Consider the following 24,633-nt stretch of genomic DNA (forward strand, 5'->3'; position numbering starts at 1 on the left):
CAGATATTTAATTCCGAGGGCTTCTCGCTCTTGAGAATATAAAGCGTGGAGTATTAGTTTTCTCTCATACCAGGATATTGTGAACACCTTTCAATAGTTACAACATACAATGTGCCCTCATATTCAAACGTACCTAAACATCGTGCCCTGAACAGTCGCTTAACAGAAAAATAGGGTGGGCTGCCCCTTTTTATCCCTTGTGGGGGATAAATTGAATTTAACCGCTATAGGGGTTATTTTTGTTTTATCCCCTACAGGGTTTTTTCTAAAATATCCTCTATGAGGGGTAAGCATGAAAGTAACAACGGCAGGTGCACTGGCACAGGCAGTCAGAGATCAGCGTAAGGTCAATAAGTTAACGCAATCGGAGACCGCTGAACAGGTTGGCATTAAACAAACTACGGTATCGGATTTCGAGAACAAACCTGAATCCACCAAGCTGGAAACCTTGTTCAAAATTCTCGCGGCGCTGGATCTGGAACTCCATGTGGTGAAAAGAGGGTCGACGCTGCCCGATAACCCCAGCTGGACAAAGGAGTGGTAAAAAGCGCAGATCCTGTTCTGGATGCTGGCCGCAATTGATGGTCACGGTAAGAATTTCAGTCTGTTTATCGAAGCGGACTCGCCCGGAAGCTGATGAAAGAGATGGCCGACCGCACGGATGAAGTAATCGCCACCGTCAGAGCGGAATTACCGGCGGATTTTCCGGAACAGATAAGCGGGGCGATTTTCCGCGGTCTGGCAAGCCAGGCGGCGAGAATAAGCCGCTTCGATTAAATCGGTACAAAAATTGGTAGGGTAGTACACGCCATTTGTAATTGTTAATGATATTTATTTTCATTATCATTTTTCTTTACGTAAGCAACTGTAAAGAAAAATGACATGCATATTCCCTCTACCCTAATACAGCAAACCCTGTGCGCCGTCGCCATTTCCCTGGCAATGCACTCTGGCGCTGCACTCGCTAAAACCTTTACCGAGAAAGATTTCGTCACCCAGCCACTTGGGCACGGCGTGTACGAGCTGGCCTACGATAAGGGTCAGCAGGCCCTTTATGCCGCGTCAGCACCTTCCTTTGATAAAAACAAAACGGACGGACTGGTCTTTAAGCTGGCGGCGCAGACGCTGCAAATTGAAGCGAAGATCCCCACGGAACGTCGCACATTCGCCGTCGCGCTGGACGAAGAAAATCATCGCCTTTATCTGGGTAATTCGCTGGAAGGGTCAGTCACGCTGCTCGATACCCGTACTGATAAAGTCATTAAAACAATTCAGCTGAGCGACACGTCAGATCCAGAAAATCGCGTGCACGTGCGTGAAGTAGTGCTGGATAAGAAGCATCAGCGTCTTTATGTCTCGGGGATAGGGCGTAAGGATAAAGGATTACTCTGGGTTGTGGATACCGAGAAGCAGGCACTGGCCCAAACCCTTGAAAAACTTGAGCCGGTCGGGTTTGCAGTAGATGAAGCGGGCGACAAAGTGTATGTCGTGTCGGGCGTCGGGGAGCTGATCGAGCTGGATGCTAAAACATCGAAGCTGCTCAGCCGCGTGAAGGTCGATCCTGCCGATCCGGAGCACTATTTCCTGAATATCGCGCTAAACAGTGCCAAAGGGGTGGGGTATATCGCCGACACCAACACCAAAGATGTGCTGGTTGTGCAGTTGGACACCGGCAAGCTGCTTCATCGTGTACCGACTCCTAATTCCGTTGGCGTGCTGTACAACCAGGCACGGGAAGAGGTCTACGTCACCCATCGTAACGATCGCCAGATTAGCGTGATCGATGCAAACACTTATCACCTGAAACACACCATTAAAACCACGGCGATGCCAAACAGCCTGGTGCTGTCTGCCGATGCCAGCAAGCTCTATGCCAGCGTCAAGCAGGATGAGAAAGCTCACAAAGCTGACTACGTGCTCAAGATTGATTTAACCCAGCTCTAAGGATCCTGTTGTGATAAAGCAGACACGCATGGCCGTGGCGGTTTCGCTCGCCCTGGCAAACCTTCCTGCGGCCGTTTTCGCCGCGGAATCCACCGCCGTTAACGAAGATGAGCTGGTCGTGACCGCGACCGGCTTCAGCCAGGAGCGTCGCGAGGCACCAGCAACCATCTCGGTGGTGAATGAAAAGGAGCTGAACACCCGCTCTAACCAGAACGTCACCGAAGCCCTGCGCGAGATGCCGGGTCTCCTGGTGGGTAACGGCCACGGCAGCCTGGCGACTGGCGATGTCCAGATGCGCGGGATGGACTCCACCTATACCTCCTACATGGTGAACGGCATCAAACAGGCCACTCGCGAATCCCGCCCGTACGGCCACCATATCGGTACCGAGGCCGCCTTTATGCCACCGCTGGCCGCCATCGAGCGCATCGAAGTGATCCGCGGGCCGATGTCATCCCTGTATGGCTCTGACGCCATCGGCGGTGTGGTCAACGTCATCACTAAAAAAGCGTACAACCTGGAGAAGTGGACCGGCGTCCTGGAGGATAACTACTTCCTGCAGGAGAAGAGCGAGTACGGCAACACCAACCAGACCAATGCCTTTGTGATGGGCCCGGTGATCCCCGGTAAACTGGGGGTGAGCGTGGCCGCGGATTATCTCGACCGTCGTGACGATGATAGCGTCAACGACGAGCGTTTTGTGAAGCATCAGTCCGGCAACCTGGACGCAACGATCGCCCTGTCGCCAACGGAGACCCAACTCTGGGATCTGAACGCTACGAAAGGGAATCAGGAGAAAACGCATAACGATAAACAGTGGTACTGGGGCTTCGACCGCGACGCGGCTTCGCTGTCGCAGCACGCCTGGTATGGCGACATACTGGAGGTGAAGAACTTCGTCAGCTACGAGAAAGCGAAAACCGAGTACCGCGTGCCGGGAATGGCATCACAGTTTATTACCCAGAAAAACTACGAGGCGAACAGCGCCAACACCTTTACCCTCGGCGACCACAAGCTGACGCTGGGCATCAACTTTACCCGCAATGAGCTGGATGATGAGTTCGGCATTAAAGATAAAGAGGCGCCGGGCGTAACGCCGGTGAGCGAAATATCGCGCAACGGCTGGGCGGTATTCGCCGAAGATGCATGGATGATCGTCCCGGATTTCACCTTAACGACCTCGGCGCGTCTGGATCACGACAGCTACTTTGGTTATCACGTCACGCCTAAGCTCTACGGCAACTGGACCCTTGATGAAAACTGGGCGCTGAAGGGCGGTGTGTCGGCGGGCTATAAAAAACCGGATCTGCGCCAGAATAATGCCGGCTTTACCAGCGTGTATGGGGCTTATCCTTATTCGGAAATAGGCATCGGTAATGACGATCTCAAACCGGAGGAGAGCGTCAACACCGAGCTTGGCGTCTACTGGCAGCAGGATGCGCTGGCGCTGGACGCGACCGTCTTCTACACCAAATTCAAGGACAAAATCAGCGACCGGGTCATTTGTACCGCGTCGGCCTCGCAGCAGTGTAGGTATAATGGTTACGTCGCTGACTCCGTCTTCCAGTATTTCAACGTCAGCGATGCCGAAATCTACGGCGTGGAGCTGAACGGCGACTGGCAGGTCACCTCATCGTTGAGAGCCAATGCCAACTATACCTGGACTCACAGCGAACAGCAGAGCGGCGAGTATAAAGGTTACGCCCTGAGTGACTTCCCGGAAAGCATGGCTAACGTCTCTCTGACATGGAATGCGCTAAACGACCTGGAGTTATGGAGCAAAGCGAGCTGGCGCAGCACCTCACCGGACATCGGCAATTCCAGCGAAACAGAAGCCTACGCGCTGGTCGATTTAGGGGCGCGTTACCATCTGAACAAGAACGTTACACTCATGACCGGCATCTATAACCTGTTTGACGCAAACCCGATTTACCGCACCTCGTACAACCAGTCTTCGATGCTGGAAGGCCGCCGCTATAACTTCGGCGCCCGTATCGAGTTCTGAACCTTACTGCCGGAGCCGTCGTGCTCCGGCTTCTGCAATTGTTATTCCTCGTTTTTCTGCCGTAGAAAGTGATTATCAAAGCCGCCGACATGTGATACTTAGATTGGGAGACAACAAACCAGGATAACGAAAGATGTCGCAGAACAAAATTGCCCACAAAGTACAAAACCTCCAGTCATCGGCGATCAGAGAACTATTAAAACACAGCAAGATGGAAGGGGTGATTTCACTCGGTGGGGGCATCCCCAACCCGGATCTTTTCGATCGTGAAGGGCTGGAAATGGCAATGGAAAAGGTGCTATCCAGCACCTGGAAGGAGGCTTTTCAGTACGGTCTGAGCGAAGGTAGCCCGGAGCTGCGCGGCGAAATCTGCCAGCTGCTGAGCGGCAGGGGGATCCGCTGCGGTATCGACGAGGTGGTTGTCACATCCGGTTCCCAGCAGTCACTGGATATTCTGGCGCGCGCGCTGATCAACCCGGGCGACATTGTTGTCGTTGAACGTCCAACCTATCTCGCGGCCCTGCAGGTTCTGCAGCTAGCCGAGGCTAACCTGATGTCGGTGGGTACCGACGGCGAAGGGATGATCGTTGATGAGCTCGAAGCGCTGGTTAAGACCACGCCGATCAAAGCGGTCTACATCGTACCGACGTTTGGCAACCCAGGCGGCGTAACGCTGACAGAGCAGCGCCGCAAGCAGTTGGTGGAATTAGCGCAGCGCTACGATTTTGTGATTATCGAAGACGATCCCTACGGCGAAATTAATTTTACCGACGACACCTTCACGCCATTAAAAGCCTGGGCGGCAGAGATGGGGTGCAGCGATAACGTGATTTACACCTCGACCTTTTCAAAAATCCTCGCGCCGGGGGCAAGGGTAGGCTGGTTAGTGTTACCGGACTGGGTGAAGCGACAGGTGGTGATCCTCAAGCAAGCCACCGATTTACACACCAGCACATTGTCGCAGTCGCTCACTTATCACTATCTCACCACGGGACGACTGGCGGGACAAATCGCGCTGATCCGTGACGCCTATAAACACAAATGCGAGATCCTCTGCCAGGCGGTGGAGCGCGACCTGGGCGATCACCTGACGTTCCACAAACCGATGGGTGGCATGTTCCTGTGGGCGAAATTCAAATATGAGATGAATACTACCGAGTGGCTGAAAAAGACCCTCAACAACGGCGTGGTCTACGTGCCAGGGGAGTTCTTCTACTGTAACGAGCCGGATCACAACACGCTGCGCATGTCATACGTCAGCGTCACGGATGAAAATCTGCAAGAGGCGGTCGCACGGTTAAAAGCCTCCTTATAAGGGGCGCGGAAGTAAAACGGGTGGCGAAGGCCACCCGAATCATTGACTTAGCTGCGGATAAAATCGAGTAAGTCTTTGTTGATCGTATCAGGGTGCGTCGTGTGCATCCCGTGAGGATAGCCCGGATAAACTTTCAGCGTGCTGTTGCTGATAAGTTCATCCTGAAGCAGGCTGGCATTCTTATAAGGCACCACCTGATCGTCATCACCCTGCAAAATAAGCACCGGCACGGTAATCGCTTTCAGATCGTCGGTCTGGTCCGTCTCGGAAAAGGCTTTAATGCCTTCATAGTGCGCTTTCGCGCTGCCAATCATCCCTTGCCGCCACCAGTTCTGAATAGTCCCCTGGGATATTTCAGCCCCCGCTCGGTTGAAGCCGTAGAAGGGGCCCGTCGCCACGTCGAGATAAAATTGCGCCCGGTTTGCGGCCAGCGCTTTACGGAATCCATCAAAAACCTCCAGAGGTGTACCGCCTGGATTTTCCGGTGTTTTCACCATTAATGGCGGTACGGCGCTGATTAAAACCGCTTTCGCCACGCGACCCTGCGGTTGACCGTATTTCGCCACATAGCGTGCAACCTGTCCGCCGCCGGTGGAGTGACCAACATGGACAACGTTACGCAGATCCAGATGTTCCACAACGGCAGACACATCGGCGGCGTAATGATCCATATCGTGTCCATCGCTGACCTGACTTGAGCGGCCATGACCACGACGGTCAGAGGCAATAACGCGGAAACCTTCAGCTAAAAAGAACAACAGCTGGTTATCCCAGTCGTCAGCGCTTAATGGCCAGCCGTGGTGGAAGAAAATGGGCTGTGCATCTTTAGGACCCCAATCTTTATAGAAGATACTGACATCATCGTTGGTGGTAACAAATGACATGATAGACCTCTCGGGGAATAAAAGAACCTGAGTGAAGTGGGCTGCGTCCGCAGTTAAAGACGTACAGCCGCTAAGAAGTCTAGTTGAGAAGATTAACGATTGCTTCCTCCCAACGAAAGCGCATGCGTTCTGCGCAGTCGGCTGAGGCTAAACAACACTGAAACGACAGACGCAGCGACAGCGACCCACAGAGCGAAATGGACAGCCCGTTCATTCAACGTCTGGCCGGTTTCCGGCGATATCAAATTCAGAAGGATACCAACAACAGCGGCGCCCAGGCACTGCCCAAAAGTTCGGGCAATGGATAATACCCCGGATGCATAGCTTGCCTGTTCGCGGGCAACATTCGACAACATTTCCCGGTTGTTAGGACTCTGAAAACATCCAAATCCGATGCCGCAAACCAGGCTACGCAGGCCGATATCCCATACGGAAGGCGAGGCGGGCAGCATCGCCAGCAGGATCAACCCCACCACAAAGATGGCCAGCCCAACAGTGGAGATTAGCGGCGCAGAAACCGTGTCTGCCCAGCGGCCGGCATGGGGTGCAATGAGCACAATACCTATCGGCCAGGGCACGAACAGCAGCGCGGATACAACAGGGCTGTAGCCATATACGCTCTGAAACAGGAAAGGCAGTGCAACAAAGGTGATCCCCTGGCTGACAAAAGAGGCCAGTGACGTTAATGCCGCGAGGGTGAAACGTCCGTTCTTGAATATGACGGGCGGCAGTATGGGTGCCCGGGCGCGGCGGATATGCCAGATAAACAGCATCATGCTGAACAGGGCGAGGAGTCCCCAGCAGACCGCCACCAGGTGAAGGCTGTTCGCCGCCATAATCATTGCCCCCAAAAGGGTCGCTGACAGTACCGCGCCAGGGAGATCAAACGCCGTTTTGCCGGACGTTGATTTTCCGGGTAACGCCCTGAAAGCCAGCAACAGGGCTAAGGTTCCCGGAAGAATGTTAATGGCAAACAACCATTGCCAGCTCAGGGTATCCAGTATTGTGCCGCCCAGCACCGGGCCAATGGCGGTGCTGGATGCAATAAGCAGGGCATGCAGACCCAGCACGCGGCCAAGCAGTCGTCCCGGAAAAACGCTGCGCAGGATCGCCGGAGCAATACTTAACGTCGCCGCACCGCCGATCCCCTGCAGGATACGCATTGCCACAAGCATTTCAGGGGTAGTTGCCACTGCGCAGCCCAGTGAAGTCAGCGTAAAGGTGGTGAGCCCCGCAAGAAATATGGGGCGAGTGCCAAAGATCGTCGCGAGCGAGGCGAAGATCATCAGCGTCATGGCCGCAGAGAGCAGGTAACCGTTAGCGAACCAGACCGCGTAGCTTGCAGGCACCCGCATCGCTTGCGCCATAGAGGGAAGGGCAATGTTGATCATGGTGCCATCAAATACCCCCATCAGGGTGGTCACCATTACGGTGATCATCACCCGGGCGCGCGCCGGCCCTGGCAGCCCGTCATCACCGGGTTGGTTTGAAAATAGCATCATCATCTGAACTCCTGAATATGGTTTTGATGACGAAACTATAAACACGAGGTATATAAGGCGGAAGGCGCATGGTTTACACTTAATCATTGCACCGAACGCCTTATCTGAGGTTTATCATGTCCGATCCCGATTTTAACCTGTTGGTCGCACTCGACATTCTGCTGGCAGAAGCGAGTGTGGCCGGTGCTGCACGGCGCTTAAACCTAAGTGCATCCGCCATGAGCCGCACGCTCAACAGGCTGCGTGAGGTGACGGGCGATCCGATTCTGGTGCGAGCCGGACGAAATATGGTGCTGACCCCCTGGGCTGAAGCCTCCCGGGATCGCGCCAGAAATGCGGTGCAGGAGGCGAGGGCAGTGTTACAGCCGTCAATGGAGACGCTCAGGCTGGAAAGTCTGGCGCGGATTTTTACCATCCGGGCCAACGATGGGTTTGTCGTCGCGTTTGGCCCGGCGCTGATTGCCGCTGTGGCTGAGGCTGCCCCGGACGTCTGTATCCGTTTCGCGCCCAAGCCGGAAAAAACGTCACGTTATCTGCGTGAGGGTCTGGTCGATCTGGAAATTGGCGTCCAGAGCAATATGGGCCCGGAAATTCGCCTGCAGCGACTTTTTCAGGACCGATTTGTCGGTGCCGTTCGTAAGACGCATCCGCTGGCATCGTTACCGGAAATCAGCGTAAAGGATTATGTCGCCTGGGGCCATGTGGTGGCCGCGCCGAATGGATCATTACATGGGTTCGTGGATGATGCACTGGTGGAGTCAGGTTTGTCGCGTAAGGTGGCAAGCGTGGTGCCTGGCTTTCCGACGGCGTTATCCGTGGCGCTGGCATCGGATCTTATCGCCATGGTTCCGGCGTTGTATTTGCAAAACCCGCAGATGACGGAGCAGCTGCATGTATTCGAACTGCCGTTTGAGACCCGCGCCATCACGGTGTCGCAGATGTGGCATCCGAGAATGGAAAGGGATCCCGGTCATCGATGGCTGAGAGAAAAAGTGCTTGAGGTGTGTCGGAGTGTACGGTGAGGAATGAGAAGCTGAGGCGAGGGGATAAAGCTGGGCGCGTAATATGAGGCCCGGTACGTCTGCGTTGCTGCCATAGATCGCATTTAACTTATGTTGATTGCAACGCTAGTTCACAGACATCGCGCCGATTAATGTATTGTTTTTATAATTGATTTCCATTAAAAAACATAATATTTTGTTACCTTGCTTCATGAGCTGGTCCTGCACAACCCGTATGGATGTTTTTAGCTGATAGGCTTAACTACAGTTCATTAATCATTTCTCATCACATTTTCAAAACAGGGATTTTAAGGAACCTATGCATTCATTTTCTGAGTTAGCGTACAGATGCACAAATTTCTCATTAGCAAAAATTAATGAATGCTATGATTTATCAGTTAAAGCATTATCTGAAACTGGTGCCACACCACCTTTAAAAAATATGCAAGCTCTTAATCTGCAAAAAATGATTCATGCAGTGGGGTTGTTTTCTGTTTACGAGGCTCACTTACAGCGCAGGTTACACTGTAGAGACGGTTTCAAAGAGGCTAAATCTATTCTCGAACAGGCAGGCGAGATTGCGCTGAAAGATAAGTTTCATGATTATTATCTTGCAATCAATGCGTTAAAGCATGGTGATGGGGCTAGCTATAACAATTTGGTCGCTAAATTCAATAATCTTGATTTTGTAGTTGATACACCTACTACACCTGTTCAGGAAGAGGGTGATGTTTCAGGTGTTGAGGGTTTGGTCCTTGTGGATGATGATTTTATTCAAAATTGTCTTGCTGTGATAACCGAAGTATCAGAATGCATATCAAAGCAACGTCCTGATTTTCTTGATTAATGCGTGGAGTTTAAATTCGAAATTTTTTATATGGGCTGGCGCTGCTTAAAGCCATATGGAATTTCGTTCTTTTCACGGGTGGAGATGCCTACCAGCTATGTCTATGTACCTAGTGGGTTAATCCTCAATACATTTGTTTGAATGGTGTGCACTTTGCATCAACGGGTATTCTAGTCGCCGCTAACGTTGACCCTCGCGTTGCACGAGGGTGCATTTTCTGAATTCTTAAAAATATAATTTATTTAAATTTTTCAAATGCTTATTTTTAGATGGATTCCGCAGGCAGCGGCATATCTATCAAGTGTTGAGATGCTTGCTCTGGCTGGATTTCTTTCAAGTCTAGTAATCGCAGGCGGAGTCACTCCCATTCTTTCAGCTAATTGTTTACTATTCATTCCGGCTTTACCTTTCATTTCTTGTAGTAAATTAAATAACATAGCTTCTCTCTCTGCCTCTTCATATGCGGCCTGAGATTCCGGAGTACTGAGGGCTTTCGCCCTCAGTACATCATGCTTGATACCTTTAACTTTCATCAATCATCTCCTCTAACCTGCTCTGTGAATCAGGTGCTCGTATCCATAGGCCAGGGTTCCGTTTAAACCAAATGAAACTCTATTCCTGTTAAACTTAGTCGTCGCCGACCTAGCCCATAAATCAGCGCTCACGCAGCAGGTGGCTGTAAAAGCATAAATTCTGGACACAGAAATCACGCTTATGGGGTAAAGGCCGGTGTGTAAGGTTTAATTTAGTATCCGTTTTGAACTCCTGCCGCAAAACCTACCTCAACCGCCATTTTGGTCAATACCCTGAAAGCAAATGGGTAAATAATTACCCGAGTTAGAACAATCAGTAGTTAAACAATAAAGAAAAGTAGGTCAGTACACTATGTGGAAAAGCATTTCAGATTTGTTTGCAGGCGCTGCACCGCTGTTGAGTTGGTTGGGTTTTCTTTTGGGACTGTTGGTGTATTTCCAGAACAGAAAGACCGCTAAGAGGACAACGCAAATTGCGGAGGAAAATCAGGCTATTGCTAGGAGGGCGCAAGATATAAACCTTATGGATCCTCGTGTCGAAATCAGAAATGCATTTACAGCGATAATGGACGAATTCCCCCGCTTTGCCTATGGGTTAGGCGCACAAGATATTGCAGTCGCAAGAGATGCGTTCAGAAACGCTGACGTGTATTGCGGTGAAGAGATTCACGCCTTTCTGACACGGTTAATTGACGATGTTCACCAATACTTCAGAGAGTACAGTGTTGACACTATTGGCGAAAGGATTTTTATGAATGAGGGGGAAATTCAGGAGCATGAGACACGAATGCAGGCACTGAGAGAATCAATCATCGCCAGCCGCGACCAAGGGAATGCGCTGTTTAATCGTCTCATGCAGGTGATTCACCAGTAATCCGCGTTAGACAAAATGTTGTAGATGAAATCAGACTCGGCCACTGTGCCGGGTTTTTAATTTCCCATGGCTGCTAAATTGTTTTACCGCATCGAGCGGTGTATGAGCGTCAATAACAGTTAGTGTTGTCTGCTCCTATAGGATCTGAACTAACGGAATAAGAGAAGCAGTCTTTCGGCGCTCCTTAAGAGCCAAATGCTGGTAATGCTTATTTTGAGTAATATCAACACGCCCCATCAACATGGCTTGTAAGTAGTCTGAAATTTCAGCAATAGCGAGAAAAGTGTTTATATTGTGACGAGAAATATGAGTGCGAAGCTGGGTAGGGCGACCGTCATCTTCGATGAAGTCTGTATTTACTGAAGACCGAAGCATAGCCATCAACAGTAGCAGAAGGCGTTTGAGGGCTATTGTTTCCCGAGCTTTCTGGGTAATGACTCCAACTTACTGATAGTGTTTTATGTTCAGATAATGCCCGATGACCTTGTCATGCAGCTCCACCGATTTTGAGAACGACAGTGACTTCCGTCCCAGCCTTGCCAGATGTTGTCTCAGATTCAGGTTATGTCGCTCAATGCGCTGAGTGTAACGCTTGCTGATAACGTGCAGCTTTCCCTTCAGGCGTGATTCGTACAGCGGCCAGCCATCCGTCATCCATACCACGACCTCAAAAGCCGACAGCAGGCTCAGAAGACGCTCCAGTGTGGCCAGAGTGCGTTCACCGAAGACGTGCGCCACAACCGTCCTCCGTATCCTGTCATACGCGTAAAACAGCCAGCGCTGACGTGATTTAGCACCGACGTAGCCCACTGTTCGTCCATTTCAGCGCAGACAATCACATCACTGCCCGGTTGTATGCGCGAGGTTACCGACTGCGGCCTGAGTTTTTTAAGTGACGTAAAACCGTGTTGAGGCCAATGCCCATAATGCGTGCACTGGCGCGACATCCGACGCCATTCATGGCCATATCAATGATTTTCTGGTGCGTACCGGGCTGAGAGGCGGTGTAAGTGAACTGTAGTTGCCATGTTTTACGGCAATGAGAGCAGAGATAGCGCTGATGTCCGGCAGTGCTTTTGCCGTTACGCACCACGCCTTCAGTAGCGGAGCAGGAAGGACATCTGATGGAAATGGAAGCCACGCAAGCACCTTAAAATCACCATCATACACTAAATCAGTAAGTTGGCAGCATTACCGCTTTCTGGGTCAAATTGGTACGGTTAGTGTAATCGGTTAATTTAATCAGCGCACAGTACCAGCGTTTCAAAATAATCAGAGTTGCAATAGCAACCGCAGGGAAAATGCTGCGATTTCTGCCTCGATAGACGAGTACCAGCCTGGTCGAGTATATACATCTGAGACATCCTCAGAGAAGTTCGTGGATATGAAGAAAATAGCTCTTAAACATAATGCCAGCAAACGAGTGATTAAGGGGGGACTTAACCCTATGATTTTATGCGAACCGTCTTGGTTCATGAAGTAAGTTAACAGTCAACTTTATTTAACATAATATACATTATGCGCACCAACGTAGTACCTGCAGTATTATAAAGAACTGAGCCGGACAACCCCGTCAGTTGTTGAAAAACGCATGCGCCGTCGTGATGCTGCTCTCCAGCTTACTCTGACCGAACGTCAGACGCTGTGTCTGATGGATTGATGGTTCTCCACATGACTGGTTTGAAAATTGTTATGAACACCAGAGGTCTCATCCTTATTATCATCGGCGCGATGTTTGAGTGCGCCTGGGCATTCGGTCTTAAGCATGCCCAGGGTCCATTTGAAATATTCCTGACCATGGTTTGCGTGGTGGCCAGCTTCGGCATATTCATGCTGTCATTCAAATATGTCAGGGCAAGTATCGCGTATGTAGTTTATACCGGTCTCGGTACCCTATTTGTGGTACTGGTAGAAATGACCCACACCCTGTCTCACGGAGGTCAGCCAGAAATCCTCCGTATCGTATTCGTGGTCACCCTGATGCTGGGCATCATTGGTGTTAAAGGAGCAAGATCATGATTTCCTGGCTCATTCTGTTTGTTGCCGGCTGCTTCGAGGTTGCGGGTATTTCCACCCTGAATGGCTATGCCAATGCCGGAACCGCTCGCCGTAAGGTCACGTTCCTTCTGGCCACTATTGTACTCTTTGCCATTGCGCTCAGCTCGTTGAGTATCTCCATGCGCGAGATTCCCCTTTCCGTGGCCTATGCCATCTTTACGGGGGTGGGTACCATCGGTGCCGTTGCGGTAGGCGTATTGATTAACGGAGATAAAATTCGTCTGCTCAAGGGGGCAAGTATCTTTCTTATTATCTTTAGTGCGATCATGCTGAAGCTGGTTTAATTCCATATTCTCTCTTTCAGACAGTATCCTGAATGAAAGAGAGAAACCTTTCTGACAGTTATTAGTTTCCGGTAAAATAATTCACCATAAAATCCGTAAAGGCTTTGAGTCTGGGGAGCACATATTTATTCGTGGGCCAGACCAGATTGATTTCATAGATTTGTTCGACAATATTTCCCAGCACAATTTTCAGCTCACCTGATTCAATATATTTTTCCGTGAGCAGCCCCGGCATAAAAGCAATACCTTTGCCGTCAAGTGCCAGCCCAAGGCGAATGTCCGTACTGTTGCAGACGAGAGAAGGGATAACATTCTGCACGCCGGATGCTGAATTCAGAAGTGGCCAGGGCTCCGTGCGCCCACTTGAGGGATAGCGGTATTGAATACAGGTATGGGAATTGAGATCCTCCACGCAGGCAGGAATCCCGTATCGCCTGAGGTAATCCGGTGATGCCACCAGATTCATGGCACAGTTACCGAGCGAGCGGGCCGTGAGGCGGGAGTCTGACAACTGGCCGACGCGTATTACCGCATCGAATCCCTCCTCCACCACATCAACCAGTCTGTCGCTAAGATCTACCTCAAGAGTTACTGCCGGATATTGCGCCATAAAACGGCTGATCACCGGCAGGAAAAAGGACGGTATATAAGGCATACTCACTCGAAGCTTGCCTTTAGGCTCGCCTGATACAGACGAAAGCTCCTCCTTCGCTGCTGTCAGTTCATTAAGTATTACCCGGCTACGCTCAAGAAACATTTTACCTTCTTGCGTCAGGCTTAAACCACGCGTGTTACGGTTAAGTAGGCGCGTACCCAGCTCCTCTTCTGTTTTGCTGACGAGCTTACTTACAGCAGAGGGGGAAATATTCAGCTCGCGCGCCGCGGCCGCGAAGCTGCCCAGGTCAGCAATTTTCACGAACGCCTCAATACCGTCTACCAGGTTCATCATCTTCTCCTGTAAATAGGTGTAGCAGTTCTGCCATCTTACCCCGTACTGACATTCCATTTCGTCACGACTGAATTACCGAAACCGGCAATTGTCCAATACGCGTCCCGGGACTAACCTTGAAGTTCTTTTCTCATGCCGTCTGTCCGGCCCTTTTCAGTCAGAGCGGAGCTCTTACGTGAAAGGCGAAACTAATAATATCGACAGACTGACGCATTAACAGGGGAACTAATGTCATCAGAAAAACCATCACAAAGCATAAATGTACAGCCTGAGGATATCCGTACCGGCGTCACTGTACACGGAGCCAGGACGCATAACCTCCGGGACGTTTCCTTCACCTTTCCCCGTGATGCCATGGTGGTTTTTACCGGGATATCCGGATCGGGTAAATCCTCCCTGGCGTTCGACACACTCTACGCCGAGGCTCAGCGGCGGTTTATGGAATCTGTTGCGCCGCATGCGCGGCGCCTGATTGAGCAGGCTTCGGCACCGGACGTGGACGGCATAGACGGGCTGCCGCCCGCCGTAGCCCTGCAGCAGAGCCGGGCCGGCGCGCAGGAACGCTCAACGGTTGGCAGCCTGACGCGGATCTCCGTCACCCTCAGGCTGCTTTTTTCCCGTGCTGGCATCCATCCCACCGACATCCCGTTCCTGCCGGCAGAAGCCTTCTCGCCCAATAATCCTCAGGGCGCCTGCCCTGCCTGTCAGGGCATGGGCATGGTGCATGAAGTGAAGTCCGACGCGCTTGTTCCTGACGGGTCGCTTAGCATCCGCGAAGGGGCGATAGCCTCCTGGCCCAACGGCTGGCAGGCAAAAAACCTGCGCTCAATTCTTGACTCGCTGGGCTACGACATCGATGCCCCGTGGAATACGCTGGCTGAAAAAGATCGGGAATGGATCCTCTTCACCAACGAACAGCCGTCAGTGCCGATTTTTATGGGGCTAAATGCGGAGCAGCGCCAGGAGGCGATCGCGGCAGGCACCGAGCCCGCCTATACCGGTACCTATACCAGTGCCAGAAAATATCTTCTGCAAAGCTATTCGGGCGGTAAGGAGTCAGTGAAAAAACGCCTCACCCGCTTCATCACCGTGGCGCCGTGCAATGAATGCCATGGCAAGCGGCTTAACCGCAATGCTCTGGCCTACACCTTTGCGGGCCACAACATTGCCGAAATGGGTGAGCTGACGATAACGCAGTTAAAGGGGTTGTTTTTACCCTTTGCCGAAGGCCATTCGCCGCATATGCCTGGCGAAGCCGCGCTGCGGGAGGCCGTCATCAGGATGACGACCGATATCTGCGGCCGCCTCGACCAGCTCGAAAGGCTAGGCCTCGGCCACCTCTCTCTCGGTCGGCGGACTACCATGCTCTCGTCCGGCGAGCTGCAGCGTATCCGACTGGCCACGCAGCTTATCTCCCGCCTGTTTGGCGTGATCTACGTGCTCGACGAGCCGGCAGCCGGTCTGCATCCGGAAGATGTTCGCGCCCTCCTCCAGTCCCTGCGCCTGCTTCTGGAGGCTGGCAACTCGCTGGTTATTGTCGAACATAATCTGGACGTTATCGCCGAAGCCGACTGGCTCACGGAGGTGGGGCCCGGTCCCGGGCACTTGGGCGGTGAGATCGTTTATAACGGCGCGCCATCCGGTCTGGCACGGGTTTCCCGCTCACCTACCGCAGGCTACCTCTTCGACAAACACCGTCCGGGCCTGCGCCGGCGTGGACTTCCCGATCGCTGGCTGGAGCTTGAGCAAATCACCTGCAATAACATTCACGGGCTGGATCTCCGCATCCCTCTTGAACGGATGACCGCCATCACCGGCGTATCCGGCTCGGGCAAGTCCACGCTTCTGGGCCGGGTGCTCCCGGCGCTGCTTCAGCGACTCGACAAAACCCCTGAGGATGAGGAGTCAGAGGAAGACAGCCTGGTTCCGGAGGTACAGGGTAAGATCACGGCTGGCGGGACTACTCTGAAACGTCTGGTCCGCATCGACCAGAAACCCATCGGGCGCACGCCGCGCTCTAACCTGGCGACCTATACCGGCTTCTTTGATACCGTGCGCAAGCTATTTGCCGATACCGACGAAGCCAAAAAGCGAAGTTTTGACGCCAGCCGCTTTTCCTTTAACCTGCCCGCCGGCCGCTGCCCCGCCTGCGACGGACAGGGACAGATCACTATCGAACTGATGTTTATGCCCCAGGCAAGCGCGCCCTGCTCCGCCTGCGGCGGACGGCGCTACAATGAGGATACGCTCCAGGTCCGCTGGCATAACAGAACGATAGCGGACGTGCTGGATCTCACCGTAGACGAAGCCGTTGAGGTGTTCAGACATAATGACACCATCCAGCGCTCCCTGGCCGCGCTTGCCTCGCTCGGTCTCGGCTACCTGAAACTGGGGCAGCCCGCCACCGAACTATCCGGGGGCGAATGCCAGCGCATTAAGCTCGCCTGGGAATTGCAACGCGTACAGCGGGGTAAAACACTCTATCTGCTTGACGAGCCCTCCACGGGGCTGCATCCGGCGGATATGGACAAGCTGATGCGGGTCCTCGACAGTCTGGTTCAGCGCGGCGATACGGTGGTCATGGCGGAGCACGATATGCGCATTGCCGCAGAAGCCGACTGGGTTCTCGATCTCGGTCCCGGGTCGGGCGAAAACGGCGGACGTATCATTGCGGCCGGCACGCCGGAAGAGGTCAGCCGCAGTAAGAAAAGCCTCACCGCGCCCTGGCTTGCGGCCAGGCTAAAAAAAAGGAATGGCGATCCTGACGAGTAACGCCGGTCAGGTTTAGTGATGGTTTCGGAGGATACATGCAGTTTGATTTGTTTGCAGACGAAGGGTTACCCTCCATTCCGGGCTTGATTTATCAGGCCGACTTTCTCACGCCGGAAGAAGAGACAGGTTTGCTGGAGATTATCGCCACGCTGCCTCTCCTGCCTGCACGGTATAAAGAGTATGAATCAAAGGTCCGTATTCTCAGCTTCGGCGGGCTTTACGATTTCAATACGCATACCGTCAAGCCCAGTCCGAGGCTTGATGCACGTCTGGTTCCGCTGCGAAACCGCGTCGCCGACTGGCTGAGGATTGAGCACGGGACGATTTCCCATCTGCTCGTCACCGAATACCTACCCGGCACGCAGCTGGGATGGCATCGCGACGTCCCGGTCTATGAAACATCACTTGTCCGGTCTCTGTGCACGGTGTATCCGATCGCGGATCTTATCGACGGATGATTTAATGTCAGCAACTGCATCCGAAAAATGTTTAATCACTGGTTTATGTCGCCGCATTTGCTCCTGACACGGGTGAGGCTGCCGCTGAACTGGCGGGGAAATTCCCCGGTGGCACTCTTGGCGAGGCGCTTTCCGCACCGGTTAAGCTGGCTGATGGTAACGTCGATCTATCCATTGAGCAGTCGAAGTTCCACCAGCAATTCGCTCATGACGTGTCAGCTGAAAAAGCTGCGCTGATGGCGGCAGGACAACGACCTGTGACCGAAGCAGCATTAACTGAAAAATCGGGAGCCCCCGCCTGGAAAACAGTGCCCACTTACTTCATTTATGGTGATAGCGACAAAAATATCCCTGCCCAAAGTTTGCGTTTCATGGCTGAACGCGCGGGATCAAAGCACACCGTGGTGATTAAAGGGGCATCCCATGTCGTAATGGTTTCTCATCCTCAGGACGTAGCCACACTTATTGAGGAAGCCGCGAAATAATTCTCTTTGTCCTGTCTTTGACGCCATTCCCCGTCAGAGGCACTGTCCCGGACTTTTTTTTGCGGTGCAACCGCCAGGGTATACAGTGTCAGCTGCCTTCGAAATAAACAGAAGAGAGATCGTCCGCCTGTGGTAAAGGCGGGCGTTTTCTCTATCTTCGCGAACGATTCTCAGGTCGGCCGGACGGGGCGCAGAATGATGCTGTACCTTTTTCTGATGATCTCCAATTCGCCCCCCCCTCAAAATCCATTTCGCGGAACAAGCAGATGGCGCGGTTGTTGCCATTTTTAAAAATGGATACGGTTCTCAAGCTGACAAGGCCCGACAGAAACAGATGTCAGTGTCCAGACAGGCGGCTAGTTTCTGCTTATCCTATACTCAGCTAAAGAATATTGTGGTGTAGATGAAAACATCAAAACGCGCATAAGTAATTGAGGTTCTATGAAATTCCCCGGCATACCGGAAAATGAAGAAGAAAGACTAAAGTCGCTTTATCTCGCAGACCTGCTTGATACCAGAGACGATGAGCGTTTTGAGCGTCTTACCCGGCTTGCCAGGCGTATCTTTCAGGTACCTGTGGTCCTGATAAGCCTGCTGGATCGCGAGCGACAATGGTTGATTGCATGCGAGGGTCTCGGTGTCCGGGAAACGCCACGTAATATCTCGTTCTGTGGGCATGCCATTTTGCAGGATGGCGCTTTTATCGTTAACGATGCATCTGTTGATGAGCGTTTTCATGATAATCCCCTGGTCACCGGTGAACCTTACATCAGATTTTACGCTGGCTACCCGGTGCATCTGCCTGACGGAAAAGTGGCAGGTACGCTTTGCCTCATTCATACCATCCCTCGTAGCTTTAACGACGAGGATATTGCTTCACTCAAGGATCTGGCCTTCATTGTTGAGGATGAATTTCAGGTCATCGGCATGGCGATGACCGACAGTCTGACCGGAATAGCTAATCGGCGGGGTTTTTACCGGACAGGAGATAAACGGTTCCGCGCCCTCACTGAGCGTAATACACCGTTCAGCCTTATCTTTTTTGATCTGGATAAATTCAAACCTATCAACGATCTTTGGGGGCATGCTGAAGGCGATGAGGTTCTGAAAGTCTTCTCAGGACTGTTGTTTCAGTTCCTGAAGCCCGGCGATATTGCCGGTCGGCTGGGTGGAGACGAATTCGCCGTGCTCATTACCACCCGGAGCAGTACGGAGGATTTTTTGCATGCGCTTCGTCGGGGGGTTGACGATTACAACCAAAAATCAGGTAAACCGTACAATATCAATTACTCTTCTGGCATTCTGCACAATGATCAGGGCCAGTATTCGTCGCTTGACGAAATGATCAAAAAAAGTGACGAAGTGATGTACTCAGTGAAGCGCAGGAAACAGCTTTAAGAGGAGCGCTTTGCGCAGCAATGTTTAAGGTACCGTCGCAGTCACCGCTCTTCTTAACGTAACTGGCAGTCAGCCTCACTTTACCGATGCATATCAGCGTGATAATGAGATATGCTGGTTTATCATGGAAAATCTTACGCTGAACGCAGGATTACATCGCTAATCAAAGGGTTAAAAATGAAAAAAACAATCCCAGACTATACGCCTGTTGACTTATCTCGTTGGGCCAGGAAGGAGCATTTTGCAGTATTTCAGTCTTTTGCTCAGAGCACCATTAACCAGACTGTTAATTTAGACATCACCGATCTGCTGAAACATATTAAAGACGTGGGCTGGAAGTTTTACCCTACTATCATCTCCATCATTTCTGAAGTCGTAAACAGGCATACCGAGTTTCGTATGGCCATGAAAGACGATGAGCTGGTTATATGGAAGGAAGTTTATCCAAGCTACACCATTTTTCATAATGAAACGGAGACGTTTTCATCATTATGGAGTCATTACGATGGCAATATGGAGCGCTTCCAAAAAACCTATTCTGAGGATGTTGCACGCTACGGGAATAACCTTTCTTACTGGCCTAAGGGCGAGTCACCGGACAATATATTTTTCGTGTCGGCTATTCCCTGGGTAACGTTTACCAGTTTCAATGTCAACGTTGCAAACATGAAGAACTTTTTCGCGCCCATGTTCACCTTTGGCAAATACTACGAACAGGATGGAAAGACCTTGTTGCCGCTCGCCGTTCAGGTCCATCATTCCGTTTGCGATGGTTTCCATCTGGCAAGACTGTTTAATGAAATACAAGAGATAATGAGCGACTTACCGCACCGTGCTTAAACGGGCCACTTGTATTGTTAAGCGAGGAACAGGCATCAGCGATGACGATTACGTTAATGCCCTGCCTGTTTCCTGCCTTCCTCACCACATCCGCCCACCTGAGCCGGGCATATGGCAAAAAAAACCGCGAGCAGTTTCCCACTCGCGGCGACAGGATCAGCGATGATGTATTGATCAGGCAGCTTTGACTGCTCTGATTTTTTTACTGCTACTTTCATCTGACGCTGCTTTCTCTGCTGCTGTTGCGGCATTGAGATCGGGAAGTTTGCTGGTACGCAGAATATGCTGCACGGCCTCTTTCTGCTCGGCGAGATAGAGCCCCAGATTTTCAGCCTGCGTTTCATCCATCTGCATGTCACTTTGCACCAGCCAGTCGGTGAACGCTTCTGCGAGGTCGAGCAATTTGTCGTGAGCGTCAGCCTCTTTCTTACTGGCAAATGTCATTTTCTCTTCACCTTTTCTTACGACAACATATTTTGTTTCAACAGCCATTATGCACCCCCTATACTGTAATTATATACAGTATAGCACTTCCTTGTTTGTGTTGCAGCCAAAAATGCGCTGGATAAACTTGCTTATGTTCAGGGGGCGAGCCCCCTTCAATTACAATGCCTTATCGGTAAACAGCGGTACTTTACAGGATGTCGCAACGTGGTCCAGATAGTCGCTCAGGTAGTCCGGATACGGGAAGCCTTTCACAATCGTCAGCGAGTTCAGCACCGGGAAAAGATAAAAATCGGTGATGCTTATCGGGTGTCTGGCACGCAGATAGGGCTCGATTTTAGCCAGCTCATCCACCAGCGTATCGATAAAGGCCTGGCTATTGGCCATTAACGCCTCCAGATCGCCAAACGCTTTTATCTCACGCTGGGTATAGGCTTCGCGCGCGGCTGGGGTGGACAACTCTTTAAAATCCGCCCGGGTAAAACGTGGGATCGCCAGGTTAAAGACGGTGCGCGTGTTCTCTTTGCACCAGGCCTCAATCAGGGGATCGCATTCACCTTTGATGACCGGCGCACCATTAAGCTCATCGACATAATGGACGATATCCATGCTTTCCGGCATGTAAACGCCCTCTTCTTTTTGCAGGATCGGCACGACCTTTCTGCCCACCATACGGGTTGGCGTTTCGACATCCCCTTCCATTATCACGCCCAGCTCGAAGGGCACCTTTTTAATACCAAAGATCATTCTCGCGCGGATACAGAACGGGCAATGCTCATACAAATAGAGTTTCATAGCGCTCTCTTTCTCTAAACAGATGGATGATGGGATGAATTACCTGACAGGATCGGGCAAATCGGGTCAAGGTTTCCAGCCTAATTTTTTAGGCTGGCCGGGCTTTGTTCACGATCCACATTCCGGCCAGCATCGACAACACAAACAGCACACCCTTCCCTGCGCCCGCCCCCAGTAAGACCAGCGCCGGTCCGGGACAAATACCCGCCAGTCCCCAACCCAGGCCGAACAGGATGGCGCCCACCAGCAGCGCGCGGTCTACGGTGTTATTCTCCGGCAGTCGGATCGGCGCCCCGCAAAACGACGTTTGTCTGCCTTTAGCTAACCTGAAGCCGACTATCCCCACCGCAATCGCCCCAAGCATCACGAAGGCAAGAGAGGGATCCCAGGGCTGAGAGAGATTCAGAAAGCCAAGCACCTTATCGGGATTTGCCATCCCGCTTATCAGCAAACCCACGCCAAAAATCAGGCCACACAGAAACGCGGCAATGACCATTAACATATCTCCTCCTTAACCGAGCCAGAAACCGGTCAACGTTGCGGTAACAATGCCGACAGCCATAAAGGTCAGCGTGGCCGCCAGGGAGCGTCTGGAAAAACGCGACAGCCCGCAGACGCCATGCCCACTGGTACACCCGGATCCCAGACGCGTCCCGGCTCCCACCAGCAGGCCCGCCACGATAATTAGCGGCCACGAGGTATGAACCGTTATCTCAGGTAAGGGAAAGAAAAGGCTGAACAGCAGAGGTGAACCGATAAGACCGATTAAAAAGGCTATCCGCCACCCCTCTTTACGGGTCTGTTTCGTCAGCATCCCCGCCACAATGCCGCTGATCCCGGCGATTCGCCCGCAGAAGTGAATCAGCAGTATGGCGGCAAGCCCGATTAATACCCCGCCTGCGAGGCTACTCAGTGGCGTAAAGTGAGAGAAATCAACGCTCATGATCGACACCTTTCTGTGGGCAATAGAGGTCATATAGGGTGTTGAGCAGCGTGAAGATCCGCGGATCCTCAATCCGGTAGAAAATCTGTTTACCTGTACGTCGGGTCTCCACCAGCTTTAAACGCCGCAACACCCCCAGCTGCTGGGACAGCGTAGGCTGACGGATCCCCACCGCCTCTTCAAGCTGCGCAACGTTCGCTTCCCCCTGACTTAACTGACACATCAACAGGAGTCTGTCCGCATTAGACAAACCGCGCAAAAGCTCCGCAGCCCCCAGTGCCGCCTGTTTCATTGCATCCTGAATATCGCTATTTGTAGTCACGATATGCATCCATCAATATACATATTTATATAATGTATTTTAGTATATTGTTTGCCGGGACGCATAGCAAAAAAACCGGCAGATGGCAGCCGGTAGTTTTTCTTTCCCAGGTGGCCTGACCTTATAATTTCAGCTCAGGCACCAGCGCTTTTTTATCCGACATACAGGTTTGCCACGCTCTACCCGGTTCGCCGTTATCCAGCACCGACGAGGTACGATATTCTACGGTGCGGGTACGCTGATCGGGCCCCACATAGTCGATGGTCGTCCAGCGGGTGTCGGCGTCTTTGCCCTCGGCAGTGAGTTCGATAGTCTGGTTTTTCACAATCTCGGCGCACTCTTTCGCCGCGGCCTCGACTTTACGAAACTTCTTCTCTTCGGGCGAAGTGCCCTCACCGGACATGGACATACAGCCGGTGAAGAGTAAACAGGCAAGGGATATAAGGCTGATTTTTTGCAGCATCACGTAGTCCTTAGTAATGAACAGGTTACTGCAAAAGCGTAGCTTATACGGCTGCGCTCTTCCTGCGATTAGCATTTTCGCGTCACGCTTTAACAACCGACACGCCCTGCCCGACCACCGCCTCAACCCAGCGACTGTCGGTATCCGGTTCAACCACCACGGTATTGATAAGCGAAAGCTCGCCAATCAGGAAGGGTGAAGCGGTATTAATCTTCTCCGGCGACGCCAGTACCACCGTTTCGGCGGCCCTGCCGGAAAATGCGCGTTTGATGCACGCTTCTTCATAATCACCGGTGGTTAACCCCGCTTCCGGATGAATACCGGTTACCCCCATGAAAAAGAGATCTGCATGGATACGTTCGATACCCTCAATCGCGGCGGCTCCCACCGTGACGATAGAGTGGCGGAACAAACGCCCGCCAATCAGGATCACCTCAACCCGGGGATGGTCCACCAGCGCCAACGCAATACCGGGACTGTGGGTGACCGCCGTAAAGGAGAGATCCGTCGGCAAGCAGCGAACCAGCTCGGTCGTGGTCGTCCCGCCATCAATGATCACCACCTGTCCCGGCGAGATAAGCTCAACCCCCTTCTGCGCCACCCGCTTTTTGGCGTCGATGCCAAGGTGGCTGCGCTCGGCAAAGCTGGATACCGCTTTTGATGCCGGCAGCGCGCCGCCATGCACCCGCTGTAAACGCCCCTCGGCTGCCAGCTCGCGCAGATCCCGGCGAATGGTATCTTCCGACACCTGAAATTCGATGCTGAGGGTTTTAGAGAGCACCTCTCCTTCGGTATTCAGTTTTTCAAGGATCAGCTGTTTGCGTTGACGGGTGAGCATGAGAGATTCCTGAGGTTGCATGTTTGATCTTGATATTGCACGAACGTGCAGACTATGATGGTCACTCTACCTATACAGGAGGCATCGTGCAATCAACTCGTGCAGAAGTACGCATTCTCGACAGCAAAACGCTGTCAGATGACTGGTACACACTCAAAAAATATACCTTCGATTTGCGCCGTCGCAACGGGGAGTGGCAGCGTCAGAACCGCGAAGCCTACGATCGGGGAAATGGTGCAACCATCCTGCTCTATAACCGCGAGAAAAAAACGGTGATCCTCACCCGCCAGTTTCGTTTTCCGGTCTATATAAACGGTCACGACGGTTACCTGATCGAAACTGCCGCAGGCCTGCTTGATAACATGGCCCCGGAAAAGCGCATTAAAGCCGAAGTGGAAGAAGAGACCGGCTACCAGATTGACCAGGTGGAGAAGGTGTTCGAAGCCTTTATGAGCCCCGGCTCCGTCACCGAGAAGCTCTACTTCTACATCGCGGAATATCACGCTGCGGATCGCACCGGCGCAGGGGGCGGTATCGAGGCCGAAGGTGAAGATATCGAAGTGCTGGAATGGCCCATTGAACAGGCCCTCAGGGCTATTGATGACGGCACTATCGTCGACGGCAAAACCATCATGCTGCTTTATCACGTTGCCCTGAAGAAGATCGTCTAACATCCGCG

Annotated in this window: 27 protein-coding genes and 3 pseudogenes; 16 read left to right on the forward strand and 14 right to left on the reverse strand. The window is 52.2% G+C overall.

Going from position 1 to position 24,633, the window contains the following annotated elements; all coding sequences use genetic code 11:
• Positions 1-292 precede the first annotated feature (292 nt).
• From DVA44_RS12135 to DVA44_RS12150, 5 genes are all read left to right on the forward strand, one after another.
• The gene (locus DVA44_RS12135) at positions 293-544 is read left to right on the forward strand and encodes a helix-turn-helix domain-containing protein (RefSeq protein ID WP_103824398.1); all 252 of its coding nucleotides are present in this window, start codon (positions 293-295) and stop codon (positions 542-544) included.
• Between the two features lie 92 nt (positions 545-636).
• On the forward strand, positions 637-777 hold the full coding sequence (locus tag DVA44_RS25550; RefSeq protein WP_139157100.1) for a type II toxin-antitoxin system HipA family toxin: 141 nt from the start codon (positions 637-639) through the stop codon (positions 775-777).
• Positions 778-882: 105 nt separating this feature from the next.
• A complete protein-coding gene (locus tag DVA44_RS12140; RefSeq protein ID WP_114387072.1) occupies positions 883-1,944 on the forward strand; it encodes a YncE family protein in 1,062 nt (353 codons plus the stop codon).
• Between the two features lie 10 nt (positions 1,945-1,954).
• Positions 1,955-3,949, forward strand: a complete 1,995-nt coding sequence (locus tag DVA44_RS12145) for a TonB-dependent receptor domain-containing protein (protein ID WP_114387073.1) — start codon at positions 1,955-1,957, stop codon at positions 3,947-3,949.
• Between the two features lie 133 nt (positions 3,950-4,082).
• Positions 4,083-5,264 carry a PLP-dependent aminotransferase family protein gene (locus tag DVA44_RS12150; RefSeq protein ID WP_114387074.1) on the forward strand — a complete coding sequence of 394 codons (1,182 nt, stop codon included), beginning with the start codon at positions 4,083-4,085 and terminating at the stop codon, positions 5,262-5,264.
• A 47-nt stretch (positions 5,265-5,311) separates the two neighbouring features.
• On the opposite strand, the gene DVA44_RS12155 is transcribed toward DVA44_RS12150, so the two are convergent.
• Both DVA44_RS12155 and DVA44_RS12160 read right to left on the reverse strand, forming a co-directional pair.
• Positions 5,312-6,148, reverse strand: a complete 837-nt coding sequence (locus DVA44_RS12155; RefSeq protein WP_114387075.1) for an alpha/beta fold hydrolase — start codon at positions 6,146-6,148, stop codon at positions 5,312-5,314.
• A 92-nt stretch (positions 6,149-6,240) separates the two neighbouring features.
• Positions 6,241-7,650: an MFS transporter gene (locus DVA44_RS12160; RefSeq protein WP_114388413.1), complete on the reverse strand. Its 1,410-nt coding sequence runs from the start codon at positions 7,648-7,650 to the stop codon at positions 6,241-6,243.
• Positions 7,651-7,766: 116 nt separating this feature from the next.
• Here DVA44_RS12160 and DVA44_RS12165 point away from each other — a divergent pair, with 116 nt between their 5' ends.
• Both DVA44_RS12165 and DVA44_RS12170 read left to right on the forward strand, forming a co-directional pair.
• The gene (locus DVA44_RS12165) at positions 7,767-8,672 is read left to right on the forward strand and encodes a LysR family transcriptional regulator (RefSeq protein ID WP_114387076.1); all 906 of its coding nucleotides are present in this window, start codon (positions 7,767-7,769) and stop codon (positions 8,670-8,672) included.
• A gap of 298 nt (positions 8,673-8,970) precedes the next feature.
• Positions 8,971-9,498 carry a hypothetical protein gene (locus DVA44_RS12170; RefSeq protein ID WP_114387077.1) on the forward strand — a complete coding sequence of 176 codons (528 nt, stop codon included), beginning with the start codon at positions 8,971-8,973 and terminating at the stop codon, positions 9,496-9,498.
• 251 nt (positions 9,499-9,749) lie between these two features.
• Here the strand turns inward: DVA44_RS12170 and DVA44_RS12175 are convergent, their stop codons facing one another.
• The gene (locus DVA44_RS12175; protein WP_114387078.1) at positions 9,750-10,031 is read right to left on the reverse strand and encodes a helix-turn-helix transcriptional regulator; all 282 of its coding nucleotides are present in this window, start codon (positions 10,029-10,031) and stop codon (positions 9,750-9,752) included.
• A gap of 352 nt (positions 10,032-10,383) precedes the next feature.
• Here DVA44_RS12175 and DVA44_RS12180 point away from each other — a divergent pair, with 352 nt between their 5' ends.
• A complete protein-coding gene (locus tag DVA44_RS12180) occupies positions 10,384-10,905 on the forward strand; it encodes a hypothetical protein (protein WP_114387079.1) in 522 nt (173 codons plus the stop codon).
• Between the two features lie 135 nt (positions 10,906-11,040).
• Here the strand turns inward: DVA44_RS12180 and DVA44_RS26005 are convergent.
• Positions 11,041-11,290: pseudogene (locus tag DVA44_RS26005) on the reverse strand (hypothetical protein); the annotation flags it as partial.
• Between the two features lie 59 nt (positions 11,291-11,349).
• A pseudogene (locus DVA44_RS12190) lies at positions 11,350-12,046 on the reverse strand (IS1 family transposase).
• A gap of 530 nt (positions 12,047-12,576) precedes the next feature.
• Here DVA44_RS12190 and DVA44_RS12195 point away from each other — a divergent pair.
• Both DVA44_RS12195 and DVA44_RS12200 read left to right on the forward strand, forming a co-directional pair.
• The gene (locus DVA44_RS12195; protein ID WP_246843562.1) at positions 12,577-12,924 is read left to right on the forward strand and encodes a multidrug efflux SMR transporter; all 348 of its coding nucleotides are present in this window, start codon (positions 12,577-12,579) and stop codon (positions 12,922-12,924) included.
• Positions 12,921-13,247: a multidrug efflux SMR transporter gene (locus DVA44_RS12200; protein WP_114314974.1), complete on the forward strand. Its 327-nt coding sequence runs from the start codon at positions 12,921-12,923 to the stop codon at positions 13,245-13,247. The genes DVA44_RS12195 and DVA44_RS12200 overlap by 4 nt, the downstream gene beginning before the upstream one ends.
• A 61-nt stretch (positions 13,248-13,308) precedes the next feature.
• Here the strand turns inward: DVA44_RS12200 and DVA44_RS12205 are convergent, their stop codons facing one another.
• Complete coding sequence (locus DVA44_RS12205; protein WP_246843563.1) at positions 13,309-14,196, reverse strand: LysR family transcriptional regulator; 888 nt, start codon at positions 14,194-14,196, stop codon at positions 13,309-13,311.
• 228 nt (positions 14,197-14,424) lie between these two features.
• Here DVA44_RS12205 and DVA44_RS12210 point away from each other — a divergent pair, with 228 nt between their 5' ends.
• From DVA44_RS12210 to DVA44_RS26245, 3 genes are all read left to right on the forward strand, one after another.
• Positions 14,425-16,968, forward strand: a complete 2,544-nt coding sequence (locus tag DVA44_RS12210) for an excinuclease ABC subunit UvrA (RefSeq protein ID WP_168194483.1) — start codon at positions 14,425-14,427, stop codon at positions 16,966-16,968.
• Positions 16,969-17,003: 35 nt separating this feature from the next.
• Positions 17,004-17,426, forward strand: coding sequence for a hypothetical protein (locus DVA44_RS25685; protein ID WP_168194438.1), 423 nt, complete (start codon positions 17,004-17,006; stop codon positions 17,424-17,426).
• Positions 17,427-17,515: 89 nt separating this feature from the next.
• Positions 17,516-17,911, forward strand: coding sequence for an alpha/beta fold hydrolase (locus DVA44_RS26245; RefSeq protein WP_371413867.1), 396 nt, complete (start codon positions 17,516-17,518; stop codon positions 17,909-17,911).
• Between the two features lie 173 nt (positions 17,912-18,084).
• On the opposite strand, the pseudogene DVA44_RS26015 reads toward DVA44_RS26245, so the two are convergent.
• Positions 18,085-18,221: pseudogene (locus DVA44_RS26015) on the reverse strand (AbrB/MazE/SpoVT family DNA-binding domain-containing protein); the annotation flags it as partial.
• Positions 18,222-18,352: 131 nt separating this feature from the next.
• Here DVA44_RS26015 and DVA44_RS12220 point away from each other — a divergent pair.
• Together DVA44_RS12220 and catA are read left to right on the forward strand one after the other, a co-directional pair.
• Positions 18,353-19,309, forward strand: a complete 957-nt coding sequence (locus tag DVA44_RS12220) for a sensor domain-containing diguanylate cyclase (protein ID WP_114387082.1) — start codon at positions 18,353-18,355, stop codon at positions 19,307-19,309.
• A gap of 177 nt (positions 19,310-19,486) precedes the next feature.
• Complete coding sequence (gene catA / locus DVA44_RS12225) at positions 19,487-20,149, forward strand: type A chloramphenicol O-acetyltransferase (RefSeq protein WP_114387083.1); 663 nt, start codon at positions 19,487-19,489, stop codon at positions 20,147-20,149.
• A gap of 174 nt (positions 20,150-20,323) precedes the next feature.
• On the opposite strand, the gene DVA44_RS12230 is transcribed toward catA, so the two are convergent.
• From DVA44_RS12230 to DVA44_RS12260, 7 genes are all read right to left on the reverse strand, one after another.
• Entirely contained in the window at positions 20,324-20,641 is a 318-nt protein-coding gene (locus DVA44_RS12230; protein WP_103824413.1) for a YebG family protein, read from the reverse strand.
• Positions 20,642-20,752: 111 nt separating this feature from the next.
• Positions 20,753-21,388 (reverse strand): glutaredoxin 2, encoded by a 636-nt coding sequence (gene grxB, locus DVA44_RS12235; protein WP_114387084.1) that lies wholly within the window; start codon positions 21,386-21,388, stop codon positions 20,753-20,755.
• Between the two features lie 88 nt (positions 21,389-21,476).
• A complete protein-coding gene (locus DVA44_RS12240; protein ID WP_114387085.1) occupies positions 21,477-21,890 on the reverse strand; it encodes a DUF6691 family protein in 414 nt (137 codons plus the stop codon).
• A 9-nt stretch (positions 21,891-21,899) separates the two neighbouring features.
• Positions 21,900-22,331, reverse strand: coding sequence for a YeeE/YedE family protein (locus tag DVA44_RS12245; RefSeq protein ID WP_114387086.1), 432 nt, complete (start codon positions 22,329-22,331; stop codon positions 21,900-21,902).
• Positions 22,321-22,623: a metalloregulator ArsR/SmtB family transcription factor gene (locus tag DVA44_RS12250; RefSeq protein WP_327061351.1), complete on the reverse strand. Its 303-nt coding sequence runs from the start codon at positions 22,621-22,623 to the stop codon at positions 22,321-22,323. The genes DVA44_RS12245 and DVA44_RS12250 overlap by 11 nt, the downstream gene beginning before the upstream one ends.
• 151 nt (positions 22,624-22,774) lie before the next feature.
• A complete protein-coding gene (locus DVA44_RS12255) occupies positions 22,775-23,116 on the reverse strand; it encodes a hypothetical protein (RefSeq protein WP_103824417.1) in 342 nt (113 codons plus the stop codon).
• 82 nt (positions 23,117-23,198) lie between these two features.
• Entirely contained in the window at positions 23,199-23,954 is a 756-nt protein-coding gene (locus tag DVA44_RS12260; protein WP_114387087.1) for a DeoR/GlpR family DNA-binding transcription regulator, read from the reverse strand.
• 86 nt (positions 23,955-24,040) lie between these two features.
• Here DVA44_RS12260 and DVA44_RS12265 point away from each other — a divergent pair, with 86 nt between their 5' ends.
• Positions 24,041-24,625 carry an NUDIX domain-containing protein gene (locus tag DVA44_RS12265; protein ID WP_114387088.1) on the forward strand — a complete coding sequence of 195 codons (585 nt, stop codon included), beginning with the start codon at positions 24,041-24,043 and terminating at the stop codon, positions 24,623-24,625.
• Positions 24,626-24,633 lie beyond the last annotated feature (8 nt).

It is taken from the genome of Leclercia sp. W17 (assembly GCF_003336325.1).
Classification (GTDB): Bacteria; Pseudomonadota; Gammaproteobacteria; order Enterobacterales; family Enterobacteriaceae; genus Enterobacter.

Coding starts and splice junctions, on each gene's coding strand:
- DVA44_RS12170 (WP_114387077.1), top strand. CDS start 8,971: ATGCATTCATTTTCTGAGTTAGCGTACAGATGCACAAATTTCTCATTA.
- DVA44_RS12180 (WP_114387079.1), top strand. CDS start 10,384: ATGTGGAAAAGCATTTCAGATTTGTTTGCAGGCGCTGCACCGCTGTTG.
- catA (WP_114387083.1), top strand. CDS start 19,487: ATGAAAAAAACAATCCCAGACTATACGCCTGTTGACTTATCTCGTTGG.
- DVA44_RS12150 (WP_114387074.1), top strand. CDS start 4,083: ATGTCGCAGAACAAAATTGCCCACAAAGTACAAAACCTCCAGTCATCG.
- DVA44_RS12160 (WP_114388413.1), bottom strand. CDS start 7,650: ATGATGCTATTTTCAAACCAACCCGGTGATGACGGGCTGCCAGGGCCG.
- DVA44_RS25685 (WP_168194438.1), top strand. CDS start 17,004: ATGCAGTTTGATTTGTTTGCAGACGAAGGGTTACCCTCCATTCCGGGC.
- DVA44_RS12140 (WP_114387072.1), top strand. CDS start 883: ATGCATATTCCCTCTACCCTAATACAGCAAACCCTGTGCGCCGTCGCC.
- DVA44_RS12165 (WP_114387076.1), top strand. CDS start 7,767: ATGTCCGATCCCGATTTTAACCTGTTGGTCGCACTCGACATTCTGCTG.
- DVA44_RS12250 (WP_327061351.1), bottom strand. CDS start 22,623: ATGAAACAGGCGGCACTGGGGGCTGCGGAGCTTTTGCGCGGTTTGTCT.
- DVA44_RS25550 (WP_139157100.1), top strand. CDS start 637: ATGAAAGAGATGGCCGACCGCACGGATGAAGTAATCGCCACCGTCAGA.
- DVA44_RS12260 (WP_114387087.1), bottom strand. CDS start 23,954: ATGCTCACCCGTCAACGCAAACAGCTGATCCTTGAAAAACTGAATACC.
- DVA44_RS12245 (WP_114387086.1), bottom strand. CDS start 22,331: ATGAGCGTTGATTTCTCTCACTTTACGCCACTGAGTAGCCTCGCAGGC.
- grxB (WP_114387084.1), bottom strand. CDS start 21,388: ATGAAACTCTATTTGTATGAGCATTGCCCGTTCTGTATCCGCGCGAGA.
- DVA44_RS12220 (WP_114387082.1), top strand. CDS start 18,353: ATGAAATTCCCCGGCATACCGGAAAATGAAGAAGAAAGACTAAAGTCG.
- DVA44_RS12205 (WP_246843563.1), bottom strand. CDS start 14,196: ATGATGAACCTGGTAGACGGTATTGAGGCGTTCGTGAAAATTGCTGAC.
- DVA44_RS12175 (WP_114387078.1), bottom strand. CDS start 10,031: ATGAAAGTTAAAGGTATCAAGCATGATGTACTGAGGGCGAAAGCCCTC.
- DVA44_RS12230 (WP_103824413.1), bottom strand. CDS start 20,641: ATGGCTGTTGAAACAAAATATGTTGTCGTAAGAAAAGGTGAAGAGAAA.
- DVA44_RS12200 (WP_114314974.1), top strand. CDS start 12,921: ATGATTTCCTGGCTCATTCTGTTTGTTGCCGGCTGCTTCGAGGTTGCG.
- DVA44_RS12195 (WP_246843562.1), top strand. CDS start 12,577: ATGACTGGTTTGAAAATTGTTATGAACACCAGAGGTCTCATCCTTATT.
- DVA44_RS12210 (WP_168194483.1), top strand. CDS start 14,425: ATGTCATCAGAAAAACCATCACAAAGCATAAATGTACAGCCTGAGGAT.
- DVA44_RS12240 (WP_114387085.1), bottom strand. CDS start 21,890: ATGTTAATGGTCATTGCCGCGTTTCTGTGTGGCCTGATTTTTGGCGTG.
- DVA44_RS12135 (WP_103824398.1), top strand. CDS start 293: ATGAAAGTAACAACGGCAGGTGCACTGGCACAGGCAGTCAGAGATCAG.
- DVA44_RS12155 (WP_114387075.1), bottom strand. CDS start 6,148: ATGTCATTTGTTACCACCAACGATGATGTCAGTATCTTCTATAAAGAT.
- DVA44_RS12255 (WP_103824417.1), bottom strand. CDS start 23,116: ATGCTGCAAAAAATCAGCCTTATATCCCTTGCCTGTTTACTCTTCACC.